Below are 25,577 nucleotides of genomic sequence, written 5' to 3' on the forward strand. Positions count from 1 at the left end.
TACCCTCCGTTCCATGCACGGCCCCCTCGCGATCGTCACGGATTCCACCGCCTACCTGCCGCCGGAGGCGCTGAGCAGGCACGGGATCGAAGCCGTGCCGCTGACCGTCGTCCTCGGCGACCGGGCCCTGGAGGAGGGGACGGAGATCTCCGCGCGGTCACTGGCCACCGCGCTGCGCGAGCGGCGCCCGGTCACCACCTCGCGGCCCAGTCCCGAGATGTTCGCCCGCACCTACCGGGCCGCCGCCGAGGCGGGCGCGGCGGGAGTCGTCTCGCTGCACCTGTCCGCCGAGTTCTCGGGGACCTATGACGCCGCGGTGCTGGCAGCCGCGCAGTCGCCGGTTCCGGTGCGGGTGGTCGACACCGGGGTCGTGGCCATGGCGCTGGGGTTCTGCGCGCTGGCCGCAGCGGAGGCGGCCGAGGCCGGTGCCTCGCTGGACGAGGCGGTGGCGGCCGCCGAGAAGCGTGCCGAGGGCATCTCCGCGGTCTTCTACGTCGACACCCTGGACTACCTGCGCAGAGGCGGCCGGATCGGCGCCGCCCAGGCGCTGCTGGGCTCCGCGCTCGCCGTCAAGCCGCTGCTGGAGGTCGCGGACGGCCGGATCGGGATGCTGGAGAAGGTGCGGACCGCCTCCAAGGCCATCGCCCGGCTGGAGGAGATCGTCGTGGAGCGCGCCGGGGACGCGCGGGTGGACATCGCCGTGCACCATCTCGCCGCCGCCGACCGGGCCGAACAGCTCGCGGAGCGCTTCCGGTCCCGGGTGCCCGGCCTGCGCGAGCTGCATGTGAGCGAGGTCGGCGCGGTCATCGGCGCGCACACGGGGCCGGGGCTGCTGGGAGCCGTGCTTTCCCTCAGGTGAGTGAGGGAGATATCCACAACTCGCGGGTTTTCCACCGGAACTGAGCAAGATCACCGCAGACGGTCGAGCCTGCCTACTGTCGGCGGGCATGAGCGAACGAGCAGCGGGAGCAGCCCCCACCCGGCCCCGTCGAGCAGGGCTGCGGGAGCCCTGGGAGCCGTGGGAACCGCGGGAACCGCTGGAACTGCGGGAACCGCGGGAGACACCGTGGGGAACGCCGCCCCCCGACATGCCGGCGGAGGGCGGAAGCGCCGGGAGCCGCCGCGCGGAGCCGGGCGATGAACGCTCGGACGGTGCAGGCGACGGCGGAGGCCCCGGAGAGCAGGACGGTGCGCCCCCGGACGCCCGCCGGGAGGCCGGACCGCGCGGAGAACAGGACAGTGGAGGGGAAGCGCCGCCGGAGCCGTACGCGGCGGGTGCCGCTGTCGAGCGCCCGGACACCGGTGGTCGCCCCCGGCGTCCGTCGCGGCGCCGGCCGCCCAGGGGCCCCAGGGCCGCTCCCGGCACGCGTCCGACCCGGCGGGGCACGCACCGGCTGCCGCGGCGCGGGGTGCGCCCACCCGCCGCGGGGCCCGATGCGGCGGCCCGCGCCCGGTCGCTGCTGACCCCCGAGCAGCACCCCACCGCTCCCGTGCCCGGTCCCGGCCCCGGAGACCGGCCGCCCAGCGGGCGGCACCCCACTGACCGCAACGGCGCCGCTCTCCCGGAGCCACGCGGACCCGCCGTCGCACCGGACCCGGGCGACCCGCGCAGTGCCGAGCACGCAAGCCGACGGCGCGGCACCGAACCGGATACCGCGGTCATGCCGCGGGCCGAGGCTGTCGCGGCGGCGTGGTCGGCCGTGCGGCGCAGCAAGGAGCGCAGGCAGCGACGCGAAGCGCCGGAGGGCCCGGCCGGTCCGCGGAGCCCGTCGGAGCCCGGGTCCCAACCCGGGCCGCAGCACGGGCTCGGACCGGGCGAGGGCATCGAACGCCACGAGGCTCCCCGCACGGAGCGGTGGGACCGGCCGGAAGCGGATCCGCCGTCTCCGACCCGGGACCCGGTCCCGTCTCCGAATCCGACCCCGGCCCCGTCTCCCGCCCGGGAATCGGTCCCGTCTCCGGACCCGGAGCCCGCTCCGGCCCTGCCCGCGCGGGAACGCTGGGGACTCGCGCTGGCGGACCGGATGCCGGTCTGGCTGCGGGTGCGCTGCGGTATGGAGCCGAAGACGCTGGTCGCGCTCTGTCTGGTGCTGCTGGTCGGACTCGGCTTCGCCGTACACCACTTCTGGACGGGCCGGCCGCAGGGCGTCCCCGTCCCCGCCGTGTCCGGCCCGACCGACCCCTCCGGCGCGCCCGGCGAAGCCTCGGCACCTCCCGGAGAGAGCGGTGCGCCCTCGACCGCCCCCGTCGCCGGCGGTGCGGCACCCAGCGGGCGGCTGGTGGTGGACGTGTCCGGGAAGGTGCGCGAGCCCGGGCTCCAGCAACTGCCCGCCGGTTCGCGCGTGGCCGACGCGCTCGAGGCCGCCGGGGGGCTCCGCAAGGGAGCGGATACCGAGGGGCTGAACCAGGCCCGGCGGCTGGTCGACGGTGAGCAGATCGTCGTGGGCGAGCCGGGCCGGTCCCGAGCCGCCGGGGGCGCAGTCCCGGGCGGTGGTGCCCCGGAGGCCGGAAGCGCCGTCGGTCCCTCGGGCGCCATGGTCAGCCTCAACTCGGCCAACCGGGAGCAGCTGGAGACACTGCCGGGCGTCGGGCCGGTCCTGGCGCAGCACATCGTGGACTACCGCACGCAGCACGGCGGGTTCCGCTCGGTCGATCAGCTCAAGGAGGTCAACGGCATCGGGGAGAAGCGGTTCGCGGACATCCGGCCGCAGGTCACGCCGTGAGCCCTGGCCGAACGCGCGCCGGAGCCGGCGGCGGTCCGCCCCGCGCCGCCCCGCGGGCCGGCCCCCGGAGCGCCACCGGGACGCCCGCGCCGGATCCTGCGGCTGCCAGTCGTCCCGCGCGGGGCGGAGAGGAGCCACCGGATCTGCGGCTGGTGCTGCCCGCCGGAGCCGCGTGGGCGGCCGCTGCCCTGGCCCTGGGCGCCTCGGCGGAGCATGCGGCGCTCGGCGCCGTCCTCTGCGCCGCCGCCGGGCTGGCCCTGTCGGCCGGTGCCCTCCGGCGCCGGGGCCCGGCGACCCCGCCGCCCACCGGGCCGGGGCGCGCCGGACCCGGTGGGCGCGGTTCGCCCACGGTGCGGGGCGCCGCCGGACGCGGCTCCGGGCGGAAGGGCCCGGCGGGCCCGACGCTGTCGGTGAGTGCTGCCGTGGCCCTGCTGTGCGCCGCGGCAGCGGGTGGAACGGCGGCCCTGCACGCCGCCGATCTGCACCGGGGCCCGTTACCCGGACTCGCCGCCGACCATGCGCGGGTGACGGTCGAGGTCACCGTCACCGAGGACCCGCATCCCACCCGGCCCAGGACGCTCGGTGCGCGGCAGCTCGCCGGGAGCGTGGTGGTCCGCGCCGACGCGGTCGCGCTGGTCGGTGCGTCCGGCAGCCGGACCCGGCTGCGGACGCCGGTGCTGCTGCTGGTCCGCCCCGAGCGGGACGGCGGCCCGGCCGGCCGGAAGCGGACCGGGGCCGACGGCGCCCGGGAAACCGGCGGTGGCCGGGACGCGGACAGCGCGGCGCGGAGCGCCTGGTTGCGGCTGCTGCCCTCCACCCGGCTGCGGGTGGAGGCCGACCTGATGCCTCCCGCGCCCGGCGGGCGGGGTGGCCGGGACATCGCGGCGGTACTGCGGGTGCGATCCGGTCCGCCGCGGATCGTGGCGGGGCCCACCGCTGTCCAACGGGCAGCGGGCGCGCTGCGCGCCGGACTCCGGGAGGCGAGCGAGGGACTGGAGGCGGACGCGCGGGGACTGCTGCCCGGGCTGGTGGTCGGCGACACCTCCCGGCTGAGCCCGGAGCTGGCGGACGCCTTCCGGGCGGTCGACATGACGCACCTGCTCGCGGTGAGCGGAAGCAACCTCTCGATCATGCTGGCGCTTCTCATCGGTCCGCCCGGCCTCGCCCACCGGGCGGAGCGGCGGGGTCTCGCACCACGGCTCGGCCTTCCGCTGCGGACCACCGCGGTGACGGCGGCGCTGCTGACGCTGGGCTTCGTCGTGGTGTGCAGACCGGATCCGAGCGTGCTGCGGGCGGCGGCCTGCGGACTGATCACGCTGTGGGCCATCGGCACCGGGCGGCGCCGCTCCCTGCTCCCCGCGCTCGCAGCGGCCGTGCTGCTGCTGGTGTGCTACGACCCGTGGCTGGCCCGGGACTTCGGGTTCCTGCTCTCCGTGCTGGCCACGGCATCCCTGCTGACGGTGGCCCCCCGCTGGTCGGAAGCGCTGCGGCGGCGCGGCTGGCCCGGCAGGGCAGCGGAGGCACTGGCCGCCGCGGCCGCGGCGCAGGCCGCCTGTGCGCCCGTGGTGGTGGTGCTGGCGGCGCATGTGAGCCTGCTCGCGGTGCCCTGCAACCTGCTGGCGGAGTTCCTGGTCGCACCGGCCACCGTGCTGGGATTCGCCGCACTCGCCGCAGCCCCGGTCGCGATGCCCGCGGCGCAGGGGCTCGCCTGGCTGGCGGGCCTGCCGGTGAGTGCCATCGCCGGTGTCGCGCGCACGGGCGCCGGCCTGCCGGGTGCGGAGATCGACTGGCCGGGCGGCTGGACGGGCGCACTGGGGCTGGCGGCCCTGCTGGCCGTGGCCCTGACGGTGCTGCACAAGTCCGCCGCGTGCCGCCCCTGGCTGGGGGCCGTCTGCGCGCTGGGCGTACTGGTGGCCGTGCTGCGCCCGCTTCCGCTGGTCCGGCCGCTCACCGGATGGCCCCCGGCGGGCTGGCGGATGGTGGCCTGCGACGTCGGGCAGGGGGACGCGCTGGTGCTCGCGCTGGACGGGGAGCGCGGCGGCGCAGCCGGGGCGGTCGTGGTCGACGCGGGACCCGAACCCGACGCCGTCGACCGGTGCTTGCGTGATCTCGGAGTGCGCAGCGTTCCACTGGTCGTCCTGACGCACTTCCACGCCGACCATGTGGCCGGGCTCCCCGGCGTGCTGCGCGGGCGGAGCGTCGGGGAGATCCGCACGACGGCGCTGGCGGAGCCGCCCGGCCAGGCGGCGTTCGTGCGCGGCACGGCCCGGGGAGCGGGAGTGCCGGTACGCGTCTCGCACGCGGGGGAGCGGCAGCGTGCCGGAGACCTGCGATGGGAGGTGGTGTGGCCCCCGTCCGACCCCGTGGAGGGGGGCGCCGCCCCGAGTCCGGGTGGTGCCGGTGGCGAGGGAGCCGGGGGCGACGGAGCCAACGACGCCAGCGTCACCCTGCTCGTCCGCACGGCGGGCCTGCGCCTCTTCCTCCCCGGCGACCTCGAACCCGAGGCGCAGCAGGCGCTGCTCGCCGCACGGCCCGGTCTGCCGCGGGTGGACGTGCTCAAAGTCGCGCACCATGGGTCGCGCTTCCAGGCGCCGGCACTGCTGCGGCGGCTCCGGCCCCGGGTGGCGCTGGTCTCGGCCGGCCGGGAGAACCCGTACGGGCACCCTGCGCCCGAGACACTGCAAGCCCTGTCCGCGGCAGGCGCCCTCGTGGCCCGGACGGACCGGCACGGGGCGCTGGCCCTGACCCGGCGTCCGGACGGCACGCCCGCCGTGGTGACCCGGCGGGGCACCCCCGGCGCCACCGATGTCGCCGCGGGATCTGCTGCGGCCTCCGGCGGGCGGGTCAGTCGCGCTCCAGCCAGCCCTCGTGCGCTGCCGCGACCTCTTCCAGCAGGGCGGGATCGCAGGCGGGTGGATCTTCGAGCACCACCAGCCACTGGGCGTCCTCGGCGTCGTCCTCTCCGGCGAGGGCGTCGCGGACGAGCTCGGGCTCCTCGGCGAGTCCGAGGCGCTCCTCCAGTGTCGCGGCGACCTCCTCGGCCGCCTCCCGGTCGGGCAGCACCAGCACATGCCGTACGTCGTTCACCGGGGCATTGTCTCAACCGCCCCGAGGGCCGGACCCGGCACCGGGCCGGGATCCGGGGGCGGAGGTCCCGGCCCCCGCCCGGAGCCGCATTCCGGCGAGCCGGCAGCATCGGCTCCCGGGCCGCCGGGCCGCCGGGCCGCCGGGCCCCCGGTCCCCGGGCCCCCGGTCCCCGGGCCGCCGGTGTCCCGGGCGGCGGTGTGCGTCGGGAGGGCGGAGAGGGGGCGGCGGGAGCTCGTCGGGCCGTTGTGTCGGTGCGGCGTGGGATGCTGTTCGCGATGGCTGGTACGCGTAAGAAGACCTCGGACGATCCGCTCGCGCCCGTGACCGTGGCGGTGGGGCAGGAAGAGCTGCTCATCGAGCGTGCCGTGCGGGTGGTGATCGATGCCGCACGCGCCGCGGACGCCGACACGGATGTGCGGGACCTGGCGTCCGGCGAGCTCCAGCCCGGCACGCTGGCCGAGCTGACCAGCCCCTCGCTCTTCGCCGAGCGGAAGGTCGTCGTGGTGCGCGCCGCGCAGGACCTCGCGGCGGAGACGGTCAAGGACGTCAAGGCGTATCTGACGGCGCCGGTCGAGGAGATCACCCTGGTGCTGGTGCACCAGGGCGGTGCCAAGGGCAAGGGGCTGCTGGACGCGGCGCGGAAAGCGGGTGCGCGCGAGGTCGAGTGCCCGAAGATGACCAAGCCGGCGGACCGGCTCGCCTTCGTCCGGGGCGAGTTCCGTGCCCTGGGGCGGTCGGCGACGTCCGAGGCGTGCCAGGCGCTGGTGGACGCCATCGGCAGCGATCTGCGCGAGCTGGCCTCGGCCTGCCGGCAGCTCACCGCCGATGTCGAGGGCACCGTCGACGAGGCCGTGGTCGGCCGCTACTACACCGGCCGGGCGGAGGCGTCCAGCTTCACCGTCGCCGACCGGGCGGTCGAGGGCAAGGCCGCCGAGGCGCTGGAGACGTTGCGCTGGGCGGTCTCCACGGGAGTGGCACCGGTGCTGATCACCAGCGCGCTGGCACAGGGAGTGCGGGCCATCGGCAAGCTCGCCGGGGCGCCGCGCGGGGCCCGGCCGGGCGATCTCGCACGGGAGCTGGGCATGCCTCCGTGGAAGATCGACCGGGTGCGCCAGCAGACCCGCGGCTGGACGCCGGACGGGGTGGCCGCCGCGCTGCGCGCCGTCGCCGCGGCGGACGCGGCTGTCAAGGGCGGCGGAATGGATCCGGAGTACGCGCTGGAGAAGGCCGTCGTCACCATTGCGAGCGCCGCCCGCTCCCGCTGACCGTACCCACCGCCGCCGTCTGCCTCTTCCTCGCCCCGCGCTTTCGGTCCGGGCGGCCCGGGTCCGGCAGGGCGCCGCCGTCCGGTATGCCCCGTCGGCCCACCGCGAAAGACCGCGGGCACGGCAAAGGCCCCGCCCGAGCCCTGGGGAGGGACTGGAGCGGGGCCTTCGCCGTCTGTCCGGTGCGCCGCACCCGCGTGGCGAACGCAGGCCGCGTGCGGCGCCCTGTCTCAAGCGGTTGCTCGGGCGTACGGCGGATGAGAGAGGGCCCGCCACATGCCGTCCGAGCGGCAGTCCGAGCGGTCCGGGGGACCGACGGGCTGCGGAATGCTCCGAGAGGGCGGTCAGCCCTTGAGGGTGGCCACGTACTTGGCCAGCGCCGCCTTCTTGTTGGCCGCGTTGTTCTTGTGCAGGACACCCTTGCTGGCGGCCTTGTCGAGCTTCCGGGCGGCGACCTGCTGCGCCTCGGCCGCCTTGGCGGCGTCACCGGCGGAGACGGCCTCGCGGGTGCGGCGGATCGCGGTCTTCAGCTCGGACTTCACGGCCTTGTTGCGCTGCCGGGCCTTCTCGTTGGTCTTGATCCGCTTGATCTGGGACTTGATGTTCGCCACGAATGAGCCTTTGCGGTTCGGAGTTTTCAAACGCTGGTGCCGAGCGGGCACCCTTCAGTGCCACAAGGCACAGTCGGTCAGGCTACCAGCCGGGGCGGTACCCCTCCCAATCCGGTCGGTGCCGCGTGCGCATGGGACCATGGGGTGCGACACATTCGTCTCGACGGGCCCGCACCCGGGCCGCCGAAGGTGTTCGAGACCTCGCCGCAAGAACCGACAGCCCGAAACCGACAGGCCAGAACCGACAGGACACTGCGTGCCCGCGACCCCAACGAACGCGCCGGAGCCGAGCCGTACCGACCCGGCGCTGATCCGTAACTTCTGCATCATCGCGCACATCGACCACGGCAAGTCCACGCTTGCCGACCGGATGCTCCAGCTCACCGGCGTCGTGGACAAGAGGCAGATGCGTGCGCAGTACCTCGACCGTATGGACATCGAGCGCGAGCGGGGCATCACGATCAAGTCCCAGGCCGTGCGGATGCCCTGGGCCCCCACGGACGACGCGTCCACCCCGCACGTCCTGAACATGATCGACACCCCCGGGCACGTGGACTTCACCTACGAGGTCTCCCGTTCGCTCGCGGCCTGCGAGGGGTGCATCCTCCTGGTGGACGCCGCGCAGGGGATCGAGGCGCAGACCCTCGCCAACCTCTACCTGGCGATGGAGCACGACCTCACGATCATCCCCGTGCTGAACAAGATCGACCTGCCCGCGGCGCAGCCGGAGAAGTTCGCCGCCGAGCTGGCGCACCTCATCGGCTGCGAGCCGGGTGACGTGCTGCGCGTCTCGGCCAAGACCGGTGAGGGCGTCGAGGAACTGCTGGACCAGGTCGTGCGCCAGGTCACCCCGCCGACCGGGGACGCGGAGGCGCCGGCCCGCGCGATGATCTTCGACTCGGTCTACGACGCGTACCGCGGTGTGGTCACCTACATCAAGGTCGTCGACGGGATGCTCGGCAGGCGCGAGCGGATCCGGATGATGTCCACCGGGGCCACCCACGAACTGCTGGAGATCGGGGCGAACTCGCCGGAGATGACGCCCGCCGACGGACTGGGCGTGGGCGAGGTCGGCTATCTGATCACCGGTGTGAAGGACGTCCGCCAGTCCAAGGTGGGCGACACCGTCACGCTGCTGGCCAAGGGCGCCGAGGAGCCGCTGCCCGGCTACAAGGATCCCAAGCCGATGGTGTTCTCGGGGCTGTATCCGCTGGACGGCTCCGACTACCCCGAGCTGCGTGACGCCCTGGACAAGCTGCTGCTCAACGACGCCGCGCTGACCTACGAGCCGGAGACGTCCGCGGCGCTGGGCTTCGGCTTCCGGGTGGGCTTCCTGGGGCTGCTGCACTTGGAGGTGATCCGGGAGCGGCTGGAGCGGGAGTTCGGCCTCGACCTGATCGCCACGGCGCCCAATGTGATCTACCGGGTGGAGATGGAGGACGGCACCGAGCACGTGGTGACCAACCCCAGCGAGTTCCCCACCGGGAAGACCGCCACGGTGCACGAGCCGGTGGTGCGCGCGACGCTCATCGCACCCAGCGAGTTCATCGGCGCGATCATGGAACTGTGCCAGTCGCGGCGCGGTTCCCTGCAGGGCATGGACTACCTGTCCGAGGACCGGGTGGAGCTGCGGTACACGCTGCCGCTCGCGGAGATCGTCTTCGACTTCTTCGACGCGCTGAAGTCCAAGACCCGCGGCTACGCCTCGCTGGACTACGAGCCGAGGGGCGAGCAGACGTCCGACCTGGTCAAGGTCGACATCCTCCTCCAGGGCGACAAGGTGGACGCGTTCTCCGCGATCGTGCACAAGGAGAAGGCGTACGCCTACGGCACCCGGATGGCCAACAAGCTGCGGGAGCTGATTCCGCGGCAGCAGTTCGAGGTGCCCATCCAGGCGGCTGTCGGCGCCCGCATCATCGCCCGCGAGACGATCCGTGCGATCCGCAAGGACGTGCTGGCCAAGTGCTACGGCGGTGACATCTCGCGGAAGCGGAAACTGCTGGAGAAGCAGAAGGAAGGCAAGAAGCGGATGAAGGTCGTCGGGCGGGTGGAGGTGCCGCAGGAGGCGTTCATCGCGGCGCTCTCCAGCGACGACTCCGGCGGCGACGCCAAGGCCAAGGCCAAGAAGTAGCCCGGCGCGCGCCGTGGCGGCGGCCGGTCCGCATCCCGGCCGCCGCTCCGGGCCGCCCCCGCCCCGGCGCTGGCCCCCGCCGCGCCCGGCGCGCCGCCGCGGCGGGTCCGCTCGGCGACTCGGCCGGCGGTGTCCGTGTGCGCTCCGCAGCAGCCCCCTTACGTAGCGGTAGACCCCTTACGTAAGGGGGCTGCTGCCTTTACTCTGATCACTGCTCAGTAGTTACTCGTGAGTCAATAAGCGCGAGCCGACACGCAGCAGGACGAAGCAGGACGACGAAGCAGGACGCGGGTCCCGGAGGATGTCGTGAGCGACACACAGTCCCTGATCGAGAACCGGCCGCCTTCCGTGGCCACGCTCTTCCTGGAGCGGGTCGAGGCCACACCCGACGCGGAGGCGTACCGCTATCCGGTGATCCGTCCCGCGGGCCAGGACGAGGGTCCGGACGAGTGGCGCTCCTACAGCTGGCGCGAGGCGGCCGAGCGGGTGTTCTCGATCGCGGCGGGGCTCATGGACCTGGGGGTGCGCCCCGAGGAACGGGTCGGCATCGCCTCCGGCACCCGGATCGAGTGGATCCTCTCCGACCTGGGCATCCTGTGTGCGGGCGCCGCCACCACCACCGTCTACCCCAGCACCAACGACTCCGAGACGGCCTACATCCTCGCCGACTCCGACAGCAAGGTGCTGATCGCCGAGGACGCCGACCAGCTCGCCAAGGTCCGCGCGCACCGGGACGAGTTGCCGAACCTGGCGCATGTCGTGCTCGTCGACGGGGAGCCCGGGGCCGAGGACGCGGCGGGCGACTGGGCGCTGAGCTTCGCGGAGCTGGAGCGGCGGGGCGCCGCCTACCGGGAGAAGCACCCCGACGCCATCACCGAGACGGTGCAGGGGCTGCGCTCGGACCAGTTGGCCACCCTCATCTACACCTCCGGTACGACCGGAAAACCGAAGGGTGTCCGGCTGGCGCAGGACGCCTGGTCGTACATGGCCCGCGCGGTGCCGCAGACGGGCCTGCTGAACAGTGACGACGTGCAGTACCTGTGGCTGCCGCTGGCGCATGTCTTCGGCAAGATGCTGATCTCCGTGCAGATCGACTCCGGACACGTCATCGCGGTGGACGGCCGGGTCGACAAGATCATCGACAATCTCCCGGTCGTCCAGCCGACGAAGATGTGCGCGGTGCCGCGAATCTTCGAGAAGGTCTACAACGGCGTCGCGCAGAAGGCGCGGGCCGGTGGCGGTGCCAAGTACAGGATCTTCCAGTGGGCTGCCGAGGTGGCCCGCGAGTACGCGCGGACGACACAGGACAACCAGCGCCGCACCGGTGTGCCGGACGCGCCGACCGGGCTCAAGGTCAAGCACGCCCTGGCCGACCGGCTCGTCTACAGCAAACTGCGGGACGCGTTCGGCGGCCGGATGGTCGGCTGCGTCTCCGGTTCGGCCGCGCTCGCCCCCGATCTCGGCTACTTCTTCGCCGGCGCGGGCATCCCGGTCCTGGAGGGCTACGGGCTCACCGAGTCGTCCGCCGCCAGTTTCTGCAACCGCACCGACAACTTCCGCACCGGCACCGTCGGCAAACCGATGCCCGGTACCGAGGTGCGGATCGCGGACGACGGCGAGATCCTGCTGCGCGGCCCCGGCATCATGCAGGGGTACCACGGGCTGGCCGACAAGACCGCCGAAGTGCTGGAGGAGGACGGCTGGTTCCACACCGGCGACATCGGCGAGCTGTCGGACGACGGCTATCTGCGGATCACCGACCGCAAGAAGGACCTGATTAAGACCTCCGGGGGCAAATACATCGCGCCCGCCGAGGTGGAGGGCCAGTTCAAGGCGATCTGCCCGTACGTCTCCAACATCCTGGTGCACGGTGCGGGCCGGAACTACTGCACCGCCCTGATCACGCTGGACGAACCGGCGATCACGGCGTGGGCGGCGGACCACGCGGACCTCAAAGGCAAGCCCTACGCCGAGGTGGTCGCCTCCGAGCAGGTGCGCGCCCTGGTGGACGGCTATGTCGAGCAGCTCAACGCGGGGCTCCAGCGCTGGCAGACGGTCAAGAAGTTCCGGGTACTGCCGCGCGACCTGGACATCGAGCACGGTGAGCTGACGCCCAGCCTCAAGATGAAGCGCCCGGTGGTGGAGCGGGAGTACGGCGAGCTGATCGAGGAGATGTACGAGGGCACCCGCGAACGCTGAGCCCCGCCCGGGCCGCATACCGCGGGCCCGCAGCCCCGCCGGGGGCGCGGCGGCAGCGGCCCGCGCCCTCCGGGGACCGGGGCAGTCGGAGCGGTGACCCCCAGGATCCGCGCAGTGCGCTCAGGGGCGCGGCCGGGGCTGCTGCTTCGCGGGCCGGCGCGCACGGTGCCGACGCAGCGGCCTGCCACCGGGCCCCGGGGCCGGGGTCCGGGGTCCGGCCGGGAAGTTGCCACGGAAGATGACCGGTCCGCTCGCACCGCCTGATGTGCCGAGCCGTCTCCGCCGGATGCGCTGAGCTGTCTCGAAACTGTCCGTCCTGGGCAGCACCGTGTCCGGCAGCACCGGCGCGCCCTCCCGCGCCGACGACGCCCGTGGCGCCTCCGGGACCGTCCGCACCACCGGCAGACGAGCCCCCCGGAACACCGCCTCCGGTGCCAGGAAGCCCCCCGTCATGGCGTCGGCGGACAGGGGCCCGCCTCCTCGGCGGCCGCACACCTGGTGGCGATGTGCGCCGCGCCGCATCGCCCGCTGTCGTGGTTCCGGCCGGTCGCGGAGCGCGCGCCGATCGCGGATCGGAGCCGGGAAAGGCAGCAGAATATCCGGCTTCCGGGCGATGTCAATCGCATGCGGGTCGCGAGCGGCAGTCTTCGGCCACCTTTTCCGTGACTCGGCGCATATGAGCGGGCTCCTTCTGTCACCCTTGCTCTACCGCGCCGAGCGTGGTGAGGGAACGGCCGGGGGGTGTGCCCGGGAAAGGCCCGGGGAGGGTGCGATGAACAGCGTGGACGAGGCGGGGATGGCGCAGACGGCGGAGATGGAGAGCGGCGCCGGGGCGGACACGGCGGACACGGTCCCGCCGCCGCTCGCGGCACAGGGCGGGGGCGGGATGCCGCATGCCGTGCGGACGGAGCTGCCGGGCAACGCGCTCGCCGCCGGCGCGGCCCGCCGCTTCGCCCGGGTGGCACTGAGCCGCTGGGGCGTGCACGGTACCCCGGCGGACGACGCGGTGCTGCTGGTCAGCGAACTGGTCACCAACGCGGTGGTGCACGCGGGGACATCGGTCGGACTGGAGTGCCGGTATGCGGCGGGGGTCGTCTATGCGGAGGTCGCCGATCTCCACCCGGCCCGCCGGGTCGCCGCACACGGCGAGGAGGGGCACGGCCTGCGGCTGGTCGGCGCGCTCGCCAAGGAGTGGGGTTTCAGCTACCGCCGGGACCGCAAGTCGGTGTGGTTCCAGCTCGGCACGGCAGTCCACTCCCCGGACGCGGACGCGGACGCCGCCGCGGGCGCAGGCGACGGCGCAGGCGCGGAGTCAGCCGCGGAGACAGCCGCGGACGCCGTGCGCGAGACGGACGCAGTGCGGGAGAGGCCGCGCGCCCCCGCCCCGGGCGGTACCCCGGCCGTCGCCCCGCTTTCCGGCGACGCCCCGCGCGAGGGTCCCGGTGACGGCCTCACGCGGGGACCGCAGCCGTGCCCGTCCGAGGGCCCGGTGGAAGGGCCGGGCGGTGCGGCGCAGTGCCCGGCACCGCGGCCCCCGCACCGGGACTGGATGTGCAACGGCGCGCTCTCCTTCCTCGCCGAGGCGTCCGACCTGCTGGCCGGGCACACGGACGAGGACAAGGTCGCCTCGCTCGCCGGACAGTTGATGGTGCCGCGCTTCGCCGACTGGTGCGCCGTGTGGCTGCGGGACGACGAGCGCTCCCGGCTGCCCCGGCTGGCCCGGGTCTGGCATGCGCAGGAAGGCCGGATCGAGGAACTGCGCGCCCGGCTCGCCGGGGAACCGCCCGCCCCCGCGGACCGTGTGCTGCCGGGGCAGGCGTCTCCCTGGTGCTGGCCGGAGGGCGCCGCTGCGGGCGGCGGCAGCGGCGCCTCGGCCCGGTGCGATCTGGTGGTCGGCGGCCGCCCGGTCGGCACGCTGGTGATCGGACGTGCCGGGCTGCTGCGGATACCGGACGAAGTGCTGGGCCTGGTGGAGGATTTCGCCCGCCGGGTGGCGCTCGCGGTGCTCTCCGCCCGCCGCTACGCGCTCCAGGAGAACATCAGCCGGATCCTCCAGCGCGGGCTGCTGCCCAGTGAGGAGATGTACGTCCCCGGCCTGGACACCGCGCTGGTCTACGAACCGGTCGGTGAGGGCACATGGGCGGGCGGCGACTTCTACGACCTGCTGCGGTTGCCGGACGGCCGCTGGCGGTTCGCACTCGGTGATGTCTGCGGCAACGGCCCCGAAGCCGCCGTGGTCACCGGACTGGCCCGCCCGGTGCTGCGGCTGCTGGCCCGCGAGGGCCACTCCGTGCCCGAGACCCTGGACCGGCTCAACCGGGAGGTCGGTGAGCAGGCCCGGTTCCTGTCCGTCGTCTACGGGGAACTCGCCTTCCGGGACGGCTTGGTGGACTGCACGCTCAGCTGCGCCGGGCATCCGCTGCCGCTCGTCCGGGACGCCGCGGGGCAGGTGCGGACCGCCGCGCTGCCGCAGTTACTTCTCGGCGTCGCCCAGCAGGTCGGCTACGAGTGCCAGTCCTTCACGCTGCACCCCGGCGACACGCTGCTGTGCGTCACCGACGGGGTGACCGAACGGCGCTGCGGCCGTCGGCTGTTCGACGACGGCGACGGACTGGCGGCGTGTTTCGCCGACTCCGCGGGGCTGGACGCGGGCGGGACGGCCGAGCGGCTGCGCCGCGCGGTGTACGCCTTCGCGCCGGACCTGCCCGCCGATGACCTGGCGATGCTGGTGCTGCGGCTGCCGGAGGCCGCCGGCGACACCGCCGCGCACACCGGCTGACCGGGCGGAGGTGCTGCGCGGCCGGGGGCCATGCCCCGCTCCCCGCGCCATGCCCCGCTCCCCGCGCCGTGCCCCGCGCCCGTGCCGCGCATCCCCGCGCGGGCGGCTCAGTCCACCAGGTCCCGGACGACCGCGTCGGCCAGCAGACGGCCGCGCAGCGTCAGCACGGCCCGGCCCGCTTCGTAAGGGCCCGGCTCCAGCAGCCCGTCGGCACGGGCCCGGGCGGCCGCCCGGGCGCCCTCGGGGGCCAGCAGCGAGAGGGGGCAGCCCCGGCGGAGCCGCAGCTCCAGCAGGATCCGCTCGACCCGCCGGTCCTCGTCGCCGAGCAGCTCCCGGCCCGCACCGGGTGAGCGGCCCTCGGCCAGCGCCCGCGCGTAGCCGGCCGGGTGCTTGACGTTCCACCAGCGCACCCCGCCGACATGGCTGTGGGCGCCCGGCCCGGCGCCCCACCAGTCGGCGCCCGTCCAGTACAGCTCGTTGTGCCGGCACCGGGCGGCCGGATCGCCCGCCACCGCCCAGTTGGAGACCTCGTACCACTCCAGGCCGGCGGCGGTCAGCCGCTCCTCGGCGATCAGATAGCGGTCGGCGTGCACGTCGTCGTCGGTCATCGGCACCTCCCCGCGCCGCACACGCCGGGCGAGCCGGGTGCCCTCCTCCACGATGAGCGCGTACGCCGAGATGTGGTCCGGGCCCGCGGCCAGCGCGGCGTCCAGGGAGGCGCGCCAGTCCTCGTCCGTCTCGCCCGGCGTCCCGTAGATCAGATCCAGGTTCACGTGCGCGAAGCCCGCCTTGCGGGCCTCCGCGACGCACTCCTCCGGCCGACCGGGCGTGTGGGTGCGCTCCAGCACCCGCAGCACGTGCTCGCGTGCGCTCTGCATGCCGAAGGAGATCCGGTTGAACCCCGCCTCCCGCAGCTCGGCCAGGTAGCCCGGGTCCACCGAGTCCGGGTTCGCCTCGGTGGTGATCTCGGCGTCCTCGGCCAGTCCGAACTCGTCCCGGACGGCCGCCAGCATGCGGGCCAGGTCGGCGGCGGGCAGCAGGGTGGGGGTGCCGCCGCCGACGAACACCGTCTCGACCCGGCGCGGATCCTCGCCCAGCACCCGGCGGGCCAGCCGGATCTCCTCGGCGAGGCTGTGCGCGTAGTTCTCCTGGGAGGCGGCCACCCCGCCGTCGGCGCCGCGCAGCTCGGTGGCGGTGTAGGTGTTGAAGTCGCAGTAGCCGCAGCGGGTGGCGCAGTACGGGACGTGGACGTAGACGCCGAGGGGGCGTGCGCTGTCGGCGCCGCGGGTCAGCGCGTGCGGGGGGAGCGAACCGTCGTGCGGTACGGGCTCGCCGTCGGGCAGTGCGGAGGGCATCCGTCCATTGTCCCCGGTCCGCGTGCGGATGCGGCAGCCGCCGCCTCCGGGGGCCGCGCGGGCGCCCGCGGCCCGGCCGCACAGGCCCGGCGCGGGCCCGCACCGGCCCCTCCCGCGGTCCGGGCGCGCACCCCCTGCGGGTCCGGGCGCGCACCCCTCGCGGCTCCGGACGGCTCGCCGGGACGGTCAGGCGCCGTCCGGGGCCGTCACGAAGTCGATCAGTTCCTCCACGCGGCCCAGCAGCGCGGGCTCGAGGTCCCGGTAGCTGCGCACCCGGCCCAGGAGCTGCTGCCAGGCGGCCCCGGTGTGCTCCGGCCAGCCGAGGGCGCGGCACACCCCGGTCTTCCAGTCCTGGCCGCGCGGCACGCGCGGCCAGGCCCGGATGCCGGCCGACGCGGGCTTCACGGCCTCCCAGATGTCGATGTACGGGTGGCCCACCACCAGCACGTGGTCCCCGCAGACCTCCGCGGCGATCCTGGACTCCTTCGAGCCGGGCACCAGGTGGTCCACCAGCACTCCGAGGCGGGCCCCGGGGCCGGGCGAGAACGCCTCCACGACGGCGGGCAGGTCGTCGACGCCCTCCAGGTACTCCACGACCACCCCCTCGATGCGCAGGTCGTCGCCCCACACCTTCTCGACCAGTTCGGCGTCGTGCCGTCCCTCGACGTAGATCCGCCCGGCGCGTGCCACCCGGGCCCGCGCCCCCGGTACGGCCAGCGAGCCGGAGGCCGTCCGCGGCCGCCCGGCCGGGGCGCCCGGGCCCCGCCCGCCGCCGGGCGCCGGCCGTACCAGCGTCACCGTCCGCCCTTCCAGCAGGAAGCCCGCCACCGCCATGGGGAAGACCCGGTGTCTGCCGAAGCGGTCCTCGAGCGTGACGGTCGGGCCCTCGGCGGTCTTCTCGCACCGCACGATCGCCCCGCAGAAGCCGGTGCCGACCTCCTCCACCACCAGGTCCGGCTCGGCGGCCACCTCCGGCACGGCTCGGGGCCGCTTCCACGGAGGGGTCAGGTCCGGGTTGTCGTAACGGCTGCGCATGCCGCTCATTCTGCTACGTGCCCCGCTGCCCGCTCTGCGGCGCGGAGCGGCGCGCCAGCTCGTCCCGCTGCTTCCGCACGAACGCCGCGTCGACCAGTGCCCCGTGCCCCGGCACGTACACCGCCTCCTCGCCGCCCAGGGCCAGCAGCCGGTCCAGCGCGGCCGGCCAGCGGGAGAGGTGGGCGTCCGCGCCGGCCTGCGGTGCTCCGGACTCCTCCACCAGGTCGCCGCAGAAGACGACGTCGGGGGAGCCGGGCACCAGGACGGCCAGGTCGTGCTCGGTGTGCGCGGGGCCGACGTTCACCAGCACGACCTCGCGTCCGCCCAGGTCGAGGGTGAGCTGCCCGCTGACCGGATGGTGCGGGCGCACCAGCACGTCGGCCGCCTCGCCCGCCTCGTCCTCCAGCAGGCCGTGCGCGACAGCGTCGTCCCGCAGCGCCTCGGTGCCGCGGGCCAGCAGTTCGCGGACGCCGACGGCCGCGTACACCTGGGCGCCGGAGAAGACGGCGGTGCCGAAGACGTGGTCGAAGTGCGGGTGGGTGAGGACGATCCGCGTCACCCGGCTCCCCAGCAGCGCGGCCACGTCCGCCCGGATTCCGGCCCCCTCCCGCAGGCTGGACCCGGTGTCGACGAGCAACGTGCCGCTGTCCCCGGCGACGGCGCCGACCGTCGCGTCCCACTGCGGCAGCCTGCGCCGCAGCACCCCGGGGGCGATCCGCTCCCAGCGGCTGTCGGCGGCCGACGGGTCCTGACTGGCGTCTTCTGCGAACGGCTGCATGGCACGACGCTAACCGCAGCGCCCGGGCACTGCGCTCCCGGCTGCTCCGGAAGCAGCTCCGGGGCAGCCGGGCCGTGAGCGGCTCCCGAAGGTGCCGGCGGAAGCCGTGTCCGGGAGTGCGGGCGGGGTAGCGTCGGGCCTGCGGGCGGGCGGCCCTTGCCCCGGCTGTGGTGACCGGCCGTACACTGGCCCAGGGGCTTGGCACTCCGGCACGAAGAGTGCCAGAGGACAGCCGCCGGAAACGGGACCTCGGACCAGCGGCCGGACGGGAGGTGTGCGCCGTGCTCAGCGAGCGTCGACTTGAAGTGCTCCGCGCCATCGTCCAGGACTATGTCGGCACGGAGGAGCCGGTGGGCTCCAAGGCCCTCACCGAGCGGCACAACCTCAAGGTGTCCCCGGCCACGGTCCGCAACGACATGGCGGCGCTGGAGGACGACGGATTCATCGCCCAGCCGCACACCAGCGCGGGCCGCATCCCCACCGACAAGGGGTACCGCCTCTTCGTCGACAAGCTCGCCGGGGTCAAGCCGCTCTCCTCGCCGGAGCGCCGGGCCATCCAGAACTTCCTGGAGGGCGCCGTCGACCTCGACGACGTCGTCGGCCGCACGGTGCGGCTGCTGGCGCAGCTCACCCGGCAGGTGGCCGTGGTGCAGTACCCGTCGCTGACCCGCTCGACGGTGCGGCACGTGGAGTTGCTCGGGCTGGCTCCCGCGCGGCTGATGCTGGTGCTGATCACCGACACCGGCCGGGTCGAGCAGCGACTGATCGACTGCCCGGCCCCGATCGGCGAGGCGGTGCTGGCCGACCTGCGCGCCCGGCTCAACAGCCGGGTGGTCGGCGAGCGGTTCACCGAGGTCCCCTCCCTGGTGCAGGACCTGCCGGAGGCGTTCGACGCCGACGACAGGGGCACGATCCAGACCGTGCTGGCGACCCTGCTGGAGACCCTGGTCGAGGAGACCGAGGAGCGGCTGATGATCGGCGGAACCGCCAATCTCACCCGCTTCGGGCACGACTTCCCGCTCACCATCCGGCCCGTTCTGGAGGCGCTGGAGGAGCAGGTCGTGCTGCTGAAGTTGCTCGGAGAAGCCAAGGATCCGGGTATGACCGTACGAATCGGGCATGAGAACCAGCACGAGGGGCTGAGTTCCACATCGGTCGTCTCGGTCGGTTACGGTTCGGGCGACGAAGCAGTCGCCAAACTCGGCGTGGTCGGACCGACCCGCATGGACTACCCCGGAACGATGGGAGCTGTACGCGCAGTGGCACGGTACGTCGGACAGATCCTGGCGGAGTCATAAGGTGGCGACGGACTACTACGCGGTCCTCGGCGTGCAGCGTGACGCCTCGCAGGACGAGATCAAGAAGGCGTTCCGCAGGCTCGCGCGCGAGCTGCACCCGGACGTCAACCCGGATCCGAAGACCCAGGAGCGGTTCAAGGAGATCAACACCGCCTACGAGGTGCTCTCGGACCCGCAGAAGAAGCAGGTCTACGACCTGGGCGGGGACCCGGCGTCGGGAGCCGCGGGCGGCGGCGCCGGCGGGTTCGGCGGGGGCTTCGGCAACTTCAGCGACATCATGGACGCCTTCTTCGGCACGGCGGCGCAGCGCGGCCCGCGCTCGCGCACCCGCCGGGGCCAGGACGCCATGATCCGGCTGGACATCGACCTGGAGGAGGCGACGTTCGGCACCACCAAGGAGATCCAGGTCGACACGGCCGTCGTCTGCAACTCCTGCAGCGGTGACGGCGCCGCCCCCGGCACCTCGGCGCAGACCTGTGACATGTGCCGCGGCCGGGGCGAGGTCTCCCAGGTCACCCGGTCCTTCCTGGGCCAGGTCATGACGTCCAGGCCGTGCCCGCAGTGCCAGGGCTTCGGCACCGTGGTGCCCACCCCGTGCCCGGAGTGCGCCGGGGACGGCCGGGTGCGCTCGCGGCGCAGTCTCACCGTGAAGATCCCCGCCGGTGTCGACAACGGCACCCGCATCCAGCTCTCGGGCGAGGGCGAGGTCGGCCCCGGCGGCGGCCCGGCCGGCGACCTGTACGTGGAGATCCACGAGAACGCCCACTCGACCTTCCAGCGCCGCGGCGACGATCTGCACTGCACCGTCACCATCCCGATGACGGCGGCGGCGCTGGGCACGAAGGTGCCGCTGGAGACGCTGGACGGCATGGAGGAGATCGACATCCGTCCCGGCACCCAGTCCGGCCAGTCGGTCCCGCTGCACGAGCGCGGCGTCACCCACCTGCGCGGCGGCGGCCGGGGCCAGCTCATCGTGCATGTCGAGGTGACGACCCCGACCAAGCTGGAGGCGGAGGAGGAGGAGCTGCTGCGGCGGCTGGCCAAGCTCCGCGGCGAGGAGCGGCCCACGGGCCAGTTCCAGCCGGGGCAGCAGGGGCTCTTCTCGCGCCTGAAGGACGCCTTCAACGGACGCTGAGCGCGGGCGGCGGGGCCGCGCGTCCCCCGGGCCGGGGGACCGGGGGCGGTGCGCCGAAGCCGTACCGGGGACGTGACAGAATGTGTTCATGTCCACCTCGCCGCCTTCGCTCTCCGAGCTGACTGCGCATCCCCTCATCCAGGCGCCGATGGCGGGCGGGATCTCCCGCCCCGAGCTGGTGGCGGCGGTGTGCGAGGCCGGGGGGCTGGGCTTCCTGGCCGCCGGGTACAAGACGCCGGAGGCGATGTACGAGGAGATCCGGCAGCTCCGGCAGCTCACCGGACGCCCGTTCGGCGTCAACCTGTTCATGCCGCAGCCCCGCACCGCCGACCCGGCTGCGGTCGAGGTCTACCGCGAGCAGCTCGCGGGCGAGGCCGCCTGGTTCGAGACGGAGCTGGGCGACCCGGAGGGCAAGACCGACGACGCCTACGAGGCGAAGCTCGCGATCCTTGCCGACGATCCGGTGCCGGTCGTCTCCTTCCACTTCGGCTGCCCGGCGCGCCGGGTGCTGGAGCGGTTCGCGGCGCTGGGCACCTGCACCGTCGTCACCGTGACCTCGGTGGCCGAGGCGCGGGTGGCGCAGGCGGCCGGTGCCCGGGCCGTGTGCGTGCAGGGCGTCGAGGCGGGCGGCCACCAGGGCACGCACCGGGACGACCCGCAGGGCGACCGGGGGAGCGCCGGCATCGGGCTGCTGTCCTTGCTCGCGCAGGTCGGGGAAGCGGTGCAGCTTCCCGTCGTGGCCGCGGGCGGGCTGATGCGCGGCCGGCAGATCGCCGCCGTGCTCGCGGCGGGTGCTGTCGCGGCCCAGTTGGGCACCGCGTTCCTGGCCACCGAGGAGTCCGGTGCCCACGCGCTGCACAAGCGGGCGCTGACCGACCCGCTCTTCACCCGCACCGAGCTGACCCGGGCTTTCTCGGGGCGTCCGGCGCGGGGGCTGGTCAACCGCTTCGTGCGCGAGCACGGCCCCTACGCACCCGCCGCCTATCCGCAGGTGCACCGTCTGACGGCCGGGTTGCGCCGGGCGGCGGCGAAGGCGGGCGACCCGCAGGCGATGGCGCTGTGGGCGGGCCAGGGGCACCGGCTGGCCCGGGAGTTGCCCGCCGGGCAGCTCGTGGAGGTGCTGATGGCGGAGTGCGACCAGGCACGGGCCGAGCTGCGGAAGGCGGGATCGTGAGCGCGCCGGTGTTCCTGGCCGACGCCGGGCTGCTGCGGCCCGGCACGGTGGTGCTGGACGGTCCGGAAGGGCGGCACGCGGTCTCGGTCCGCAGACTGCGGCCGGGTGAGGAGGTCGTCCTCACGGACGGCGCGGGCACCGGAGCCTACGGGAGCGTGACCGCGGCCGAGGGCAAGGACCGGCTGGAGATCGCCGTCCGCGAGGTGCGCACCGAGCCCCCGCCCCGCCCCCGGATCACCGTCGTCCAGGCGCTGCCCAAGGGGGACCGCGGGGAGCTGGCCGTGGAGACGATGACGGAGACGGGGGTGGACGCCGTGGTCCCGTGGGCGGCGTCCCGCGCGGTGACCCGGTGGAAGGGGGAGCGGGCGGCCAAGTCGCTCGCGAAGTGGCGGAACACGGCGCGGGAGGCGGGCAAGCAGGCCCGGCGGCTGCGGTTCCCCGAGGTGGCCGAGTCGGCCGCCACCCGGGAGGTCGCCGCGCTGCTGGAGTCCGCCGACTTCGCCGCCGTGCTGCACGAGGAGGGCAGCACCCCGCTGGCCTCGGCGGCTCTGCCGGAGGCGGGGGAGATCGTGCTGGTGGTCGGTCCCGAGGGCGGGGTCGCGCCGGAGGAGCTGGAGGTCTTCGCGCGGGCCGGGGCCGTACCGCTGCGGCTCGGGCCGAGTGTGCTGCGGACCTCCACGGCCGGTACGGCGGCCACCGCGGTGCTGCTCGCCCGGTGCGGGCGGTGGGGGTGAGGGACCCCGTCCGGACACCCGGGGCAGCGCCGTCCCTCGGGTAGCATCCCGGCATGGCTTCCAACGGAGAACCGCGGCAGGACTGCCTGTTCTGCAAGATCGTCGCAGGTGAGGTGCCCGCGACGCTGGTGCGGGAGACCGACACGACCGTCGCCTTCCGCGACATCAACCCGCAGGCGCCCACCCATGTGCTGGTGATCCCGAAGGCGCACTACCCGGACGCGGCGTCCCTCGCGGCGGCCTCCCCGGAACTGATCGCCGATGTGGTGCGGGAGGCCGGGGAGGTGGCGGCGCTGGAGCGGATCGCGGTACCGGACGGCGGGCCGGGCACCGGGTACCGGGTGGTCTTCAACACCGGGTCCGGCGCCGGTCAGACGGTCTTCCACGCGCACGCGCACGTGCTCGGCGGCCGCGGTCTCGAATGGCCCCCCGGATGAGGTGCTGAGGCACGGTGTCGGCGCGCGAACTGGTCGTCCTGGGCACCGCCAGCCAGGTTCCCACCCGGCAGCGCAACCACAACGGGTACGTCCTGCTGTGGGACGGCGAGGGCATCCTGTTCGACCCCGGTGAGGGCACCCAGCGGCAGATGCTGCACACCACCGTCGCGGCGCACGATCTGACCCGGATCTGCCTGACGCACTTCCACGGCGACCACACCCTCGGCCTGCCCGGCGTCATCCAGCACATGAGCCTCGACGGGGTGCCGCACGAGGTGACGGCCCACTATCCGGCGAGCGGGCAGCGGTACTTCGAGCGGCTGCGGCACGCCACCCCGTTCCACGACACCCTCCGGCTGCGCGAGGCACCCGTGGAGGAGCCCGGAGTCCTGGTGGCGGCTTCCGGGACGCATCCGACCACCGCAGGCCGGGAGCGGATCCCGGAAGGGGGCGGCGCGCGGCAGCCGGAGAGGCCCTTCACCCTGGAGGCGCGCCGGCTCTCGCACCGCATCGACACCTTCGGCTACCGGCTGACGGAGCCCGACACGCGGCGGATGCTGCCCGGGCGGCTGGCCGAGCGGGGGATCCGCGGTCCGGACGTGGGCCGCCTCCAGCGGGAGGGGGAGCTGCGGGGGGTGCGGCTGGAGGAGGTCAGTGCGCCGCGCCGCGGGCAGCGCTTCGCCTTCGTCATGGACACCCGGCTCTGCGACGGGGTGCGGGAACTGGCCGAGGGCTGCGACCTGCTCGTCCTCGAGTCGACCTTCCTGCGGGCCGAGACGGAACTGGCGGAGGTCTCCGGCCATCTGACGGCCTTCCAGGCGGGCCGGGTGGCGGCCGAGGCGGGGGTGCGCCACCTGGTGCTCACCCACTTCTCGCAGCGCTACCAGGACACGGGGCTGTTCGCAGCCGAGGCCCGCGCGGCCGGGTTCCGGGGCGAACTGACCGCGGCGCGTGACCTGATGCGCATCCCCGTGCCCCCGCGCGGCTGAGGAGCGCGGGCGCCGCGGGCCCGGGCCGCACCGGTGCGGCACATGACGCGGCGTCAGAGGCCGAACGTCAGAAGCCGAGCCTGCGCAGCTGCTTGGGGTCGCGCTGCCAGTCCTTGGCGACCTTGACGTGCAGATCGAGATAGACGGGAGTGCCCAGCAGGGCCTCGATGTGCCGCCGCGAGGTGCTGCCGACCTCCTTGAGGCGCTTGCCCTTGGGGCCGATGACGATGCCCTTCTGGCTGGGCCGCTCCAGGAAGATGTTGGCGTGGACGTCGAGCAGCGGCCGGTCGGCGGGCCGGTCCTCGCGGGGCACCATCTCCTCGACCACCACCGCGATCGAGTGCGGCAGCTCGTCGCGTACGCCCTCCAGCGCCGCCTCGCGGATCAGCTCGGCGACCATGACCTGCTCCGGCTCGTCCGTCAGGTCCCCGTCCGGGTAGAGCGGCGGCCCCTCGGGCAGCAGCGGCACCAGCAGGTCGGCCAGCAGGTCCACCTGGGAGCCCTCGGTGCCGGAGACCGGGACGATCTCCGCCCACTCGATGCCCAGCTCCCGCCCGAGCTGGTCGACGGCGAGCAGCTGCTGGGCGAGTGCCTGCTGGGAGACCAGGTCGGTCTTGGTGACCACCGCGACCTTCGGGGTGCGCTTCTTCAGCTCGGCCAGCTCGGCCGCGATGAACCGGTCGCCGGGGCCGATCTTCTGGTCGGCCGGTACGCAGAAGCCGATGACGTCGACCTCCGCCCAGGTGGTGCGCACCACGTCGTTGAGCCGCTCGCCGAGCAGGGTGCGGGGCTTGTGCAGGCCGGGGGTGTCCACCAGGACGAGCTGCGCCTCGGGGCGGTGCACGATGCCGCGCACCGTGTGCCGGGTCGTCTGCGGGCGGGTGGAGGTGATCGCGACCTTCGTGCCCACCAGCGCGTTGGTCAGCGTCGACTTGCCCGCGTTCGGGCGGCCGACGAGGCAGGCGAAGCCCGAGCGGTGAGGTGCCTCGCCCTGGGTGCGGCCTTCGGGGTCGCCGGTGGTGGCGGAGGATGCGTTCATGACGACCATTGTCCCTGATGGCCGGTGCGGCCCCGGCCGCCGAGGTCCCGTCCCGGGGGCCGGCGGCAGCGGGGCGCCGTCCGGCGGCTCAGCCCGCCGGTACCGTCGAGCGCACCTCGCCGTCCGGGCCGGCGAGCAGCACCGGGGTGGCCGGTCCGCCCAGGTCGCGTACGGTCGCCAGGTCCTCGGCCGGGACCTGGGCCGCCTCCGAGACCACGGCCGCGGCCTCCAGGGACGTGGCGCCCGAGGCCACCGCCATGGCCACGGCCGTGCGCAGCGCCGACAGCCGCAGCGAGGGCAGCGCCACCGATCCGGCGACGTAGGTGCGGCCCGTCTCGTCCCGGACGGCGGCGCCCTCCGGGACGGCGTTGCGGGCGCGGGCGCTGCGCGCCAGGGTGACGATCTTGCGGTCCTCCGGGGTCGGCCCCGCGGTGCTCTGGTCGCTCATGACGGCGAGCATATGCGCTGTCCGCGGCGCTCCGACGGCCGCCTCAGCCCGCGACCTGGCGGAGGGCCGCGCGGCGCGCCTCCGGCTCGGCCAGCCGCTGCAGCTTCTCGGCCGTGCCGGTGCCGGGGATCGGGTTGTGCAGGATGAGCCGCAGATCCGGGCGGGCCGGCACCTGGAGCGTCGTCGACTCGAAGTGCAGCGCGCCCACGGCCGGATGGTCCAGCTCCTTGATTCGCTGGCCGGGACGGCACACATCGCCCAGCTCCCACAGCGCCCGGAACTCCGCGCTGGCCGCCAGCAGGTCGGCCAGCAGCAGCTGGAAGCCCTCGTCCGCGGGCCACTCGGCCAGCGAGGCGCGCA

19 protein-coding genes and 2 pseudogenes are annotated in these 25,577 nt (G+C 74.5%); 13 read left to right on the plus strand and 8 right to left on the minus strand.

Annotated elements, in window-relative coordinates; translation table 11 throughout:
• Positions 1 to 13 precede the first annotated feature (13 nt).
• The 3 genes and pseudogenes from A949_RS0121860 to A949_RS39225 form a co-directional block, all read left to right on the plus strand.
• Complete coding sequence (locus tag A949_RS0121860) at positions 14 to 859, plus strand: DegV family protein (protein ID WP_019358165.1); 846 nt, start codon at positions 14 to 16, stop codon at positions 857 to 859.
• A gap of 1,195 nt (positions 860 to 2,054) precedes the next feature.
• Positions 2,055 to 2,723 carry a ComEA family DNA-binding protein gene (locus A949_RS39220; RefSeq protein WP_237735876.1) on the plus strand — a complete coding sequence of 223 codons (669 nt, stop codon included), beginning with the start codon at positions 2,055 to 2,057 and terminating at the stop codon, positions 2,721 to 2,723.
• Between the two features lie 155 nt (positions 2,724 to 2,878).
• Positions 2,879 to 5,488, plus strand: a pseudogene (locus A949_RS39225) (ComEC/Rec2 family competence protein); the annotation flags it as partial.
• Between the two features lie 79 nt (positions 5,489 to 5,567).
• On the opposite strand, the gene A949_RS39230 reads toward A949_RS39225, so the two are convergent.
• Entirely contained in the window at positions 5,568 to 5,810 is a 243-nt protein-coding gene (locus A949_RS39230; RefSeq protein WP_070032622.1) for a hypothetical protein, read from the minus strand.
• 341 nt (positions 5,811 to 6,151) lie between these two features.
• Here A949_RS39230 and holA point away from each other — a divergent pair.
• Positions 6,152 to 7,075, plus strand: a pseudogene (holA, locus tag A949_RS39235) (DNA polymerase III subunit delta); the annotation flags it as partial.
• A 344-nt stretch (positions 7,076 to 7,419) separates the two neighbouring features.
• Here the strand turns inward: holA and rpsT are convergent.
• Positions 7,420 to 7,686 (minus strand): 30S ribosomal protein S20, encoded by a 267-nt coding sequence (rpsT, locus tag A949_RS0121875; RefSeq protein ID WP_019358168.1) that lies wholly within the window; start codon positions 7,684 to 7,686, stop codon positions 7,420 to 7,422.
• Positions 7,687 to 7,942: 256 nt separating this feature from the next.
• On the opposite strand from rpsT, the gene lepA reads away from it, so the two are divergent.
• The 3 genes from lepA (at position 7,943) to A949_RS0121890 (ending at position 14,795) form a co-directional block, all read left to right on the plus strand.
• Positions 7,943 to 9,817, plus strand: a complete 1,875-nt coding sequence (lepA, locus tag A949_RS0121880; protein ID WP_019358169.1) for a translation elongation factor 4 — start codon at positions 7,943 to 7,945, stop codon at positions 9,815 to 9,817.
• Between the two features lie 306 nt (positions 9,818 to 10,123).
• Positions 10,124 to 12,016, plus strand: a complete 1,893-nt coding sequence (locus tag A949_RS0121885; protein WP_019358170.1) for an AMP-dependent synthetase/ligase — start codon at positions 10,124 to 10,126, stop codon at positions 12,014 to 12,016.
• 772 nt (positions 12,017 to 12,788) lie between these two features.
• Complete coding sequence (locus tag A949_RS0121890) at positions 12,789 to 14,795, plus strand: SpoIIE family protein phosphatase (protein ID WP_019358171.1); 2,007 nt, start codon at positions 12,789 to 12,791, stop codon at positions 14,793 to 14,795.
• Positions 14,796 to 14,902: 107 nt separating this feature from the next.
• Here A949_RS0121890 and hemW read toward each other — a convergent pair whose 3' ends face one another.
• From hemW to A949_RS0121905, 3 genes are all read right to left on the minus strand, one after another.
• Positions 14,903 to 16,150: a radical SAM family heme chaperone HemW gene (gene hemW, locus A949_RS0121895; RefSeq protein WP_019358172.1), complete on the minus strand. Its 1,248-nt coding sequence runs from the start codon at positions 16,148 to 16,150 to the stop codon at positions 14,903 to 14,905.
• Between the two features lie 186 nt (positions 16,151 to 16,336).
• Positions 16,337 to 17,185 carry a DUF3097 domain-containing protein gene (locus A949_RS0121900; protein WP_019358173.1) on the minus strand — a complete coding sequence of 283 codons (849 nt, stop codon included), beginning with the start codon at positions 17,183 to 17,185 and terminating at the stop codon, positions 16,337 to 16,339.
• A gap of 13 nt (positions 17,186 to 17,198) precedes the next feature.
• A complete protein-coding gene (locus tag A949_RS0121905; RefSeq protein WP_019358174.1) occupies positions 17,199 to 17,963 on the minus strand; it encodes an MBL fold metallo-hydrolase in 765 nt (254 codons plus the stop codon).
• A 281-nt stretch (positions 17,964 to 18,244) separates the two neighbouring features.
• Between A949_RS0121905 and hrcA the strand changes: the two genes are divergently transcribed.
• The 6 genes from hrcA (at position 18,245) to A949_RS0121935 (ending at position 23,730) form a co-directional block, all read left to right on the plus strand.
• On the plus strand, positions 18,245 to 19,261 hold the full coding sequence (hrcA, locus tag A949_RS0121910) for a heat-inducible transcriptional repressor HrcA (protein ID WP_026004907.1): 1,017 nt from the start codon (positions 18,245 to 18,247) through the stop codon (positions 19,259 to 19,261).
• Position 19,262: 1 nt separating this feature from the next.
• Positions 19,263 to 20,396 (plus strand): molecular chaperone DnaJ, encoded by a 1,134-nt coding sequence (dnaJ, locus tag A949_RS0121915; RefSeq protein WP_019358176.1) that lies wholly within the window; start codon positions 19,263 to 19,265, stop codon positions 20,394 to 20,396.
• An 88-nt stretch (positions 20,397 to 20,484) separates the two neighbouring features.
• Positions 20,485 to 21,570, plus strand: a complete 1,086-nt coding sequence (locus A949_RS0121920) for a nitronate monooxygenase (RefSeq protein WP_037707223.1) — start codon at positions 20,485 to 20,487, stop codon at positions 21,568 to 21,570.
• On the plus strand, positions 21,567 to 22,304 hold the full coding sequence (locus tag A949_RS0121925; RefSeq protein WP_019358178.1) for a 16S rRNA (uracil(1498)-N(3))-methyltransferase: 738 nt from the start codon (positions 21,567 to 21,569) through the stop codon (positions 22,302 to 22,304). Before A949_RS0121920 ends, A949_RS0121925 begins: the two co-directional genes overlap by 4 nt.
• A gap of 53 nt (positions 22,305 to 22,357) precedes the next feature.
• Entirely contained in the window at positions 22,358 to 22,741 is a 384-nt protein-coding gene (locus A949_RS0121930; RefSeq protein WP_019358179.1) for a histidine triad nucleotide-binding protein, read from the plus strand.
• 14 nt (positions 22,742 to 22,755) lie between these two features.
• Positions 22,756 to 23,730 carry a ribonuclease Z gene (locus A949_RS0121935; protein ID WP_019358180.1) on the plus strand — a complete coding sequence of 325 codons (975 nt, stop codon included), beginning with the start codon at positions 22,756 to 22,758 and terminating at the stop codon, positions 23,728 to 23,730.
• A 67-nt stretch (positions 23,731 to 23,797) separates the two neighbouring features.
• Here the strand turns inward: A949_RS0121935 and era are convergent, their stop codons facing one another.
• The 3 genes from era to A949_RS0121950 all read right to left on the minus strand — a co-directional run.
• Positions 23,798 to 24,769, minus strand: a complete 972-nt coding sequence (gene era, locus A949_RS0121940; RefSeq protein WP_086022694.1) for a GTPase Era — start codon at positions 24,767 to 24,769, stop codon at positions 23,798 to 23,800.
• An 88-nt stretch (positions 24,770 to 24,857) separates the two neighbouring features.
• The gene (locus tag A949_RS0121945) at positions 24,858 to 25,229 is read right to left on the minus strand and encodes a hypothetical protein (protein WP_019358182.1); all 372 of its coding nucleotides are present in this window, start codon (positions 25,227 to 25,229) and stop codon (positions 24,858 to 24,860) included.
• 31 nt (positions 25,230 to 25,260) lie between these two features.
• Positions 25,261 to 25,577: MmyB family transcriptional regulator (locus A949_RS0121950; protein WP_019358183.1), on the minus strand; the 317-nt coding region annotated here is incomplete at its 5' end.

Source organism: Streptomyces sp. AA1529, from assembly GCF_000280905.1.
In the GTDB taxonomy this organism is placed as follows: domain Bacteria; phylum Actinomycetota; class Actinomycetes; order Streptomycetales; family Streptomycetaceae; genus Streptomyces.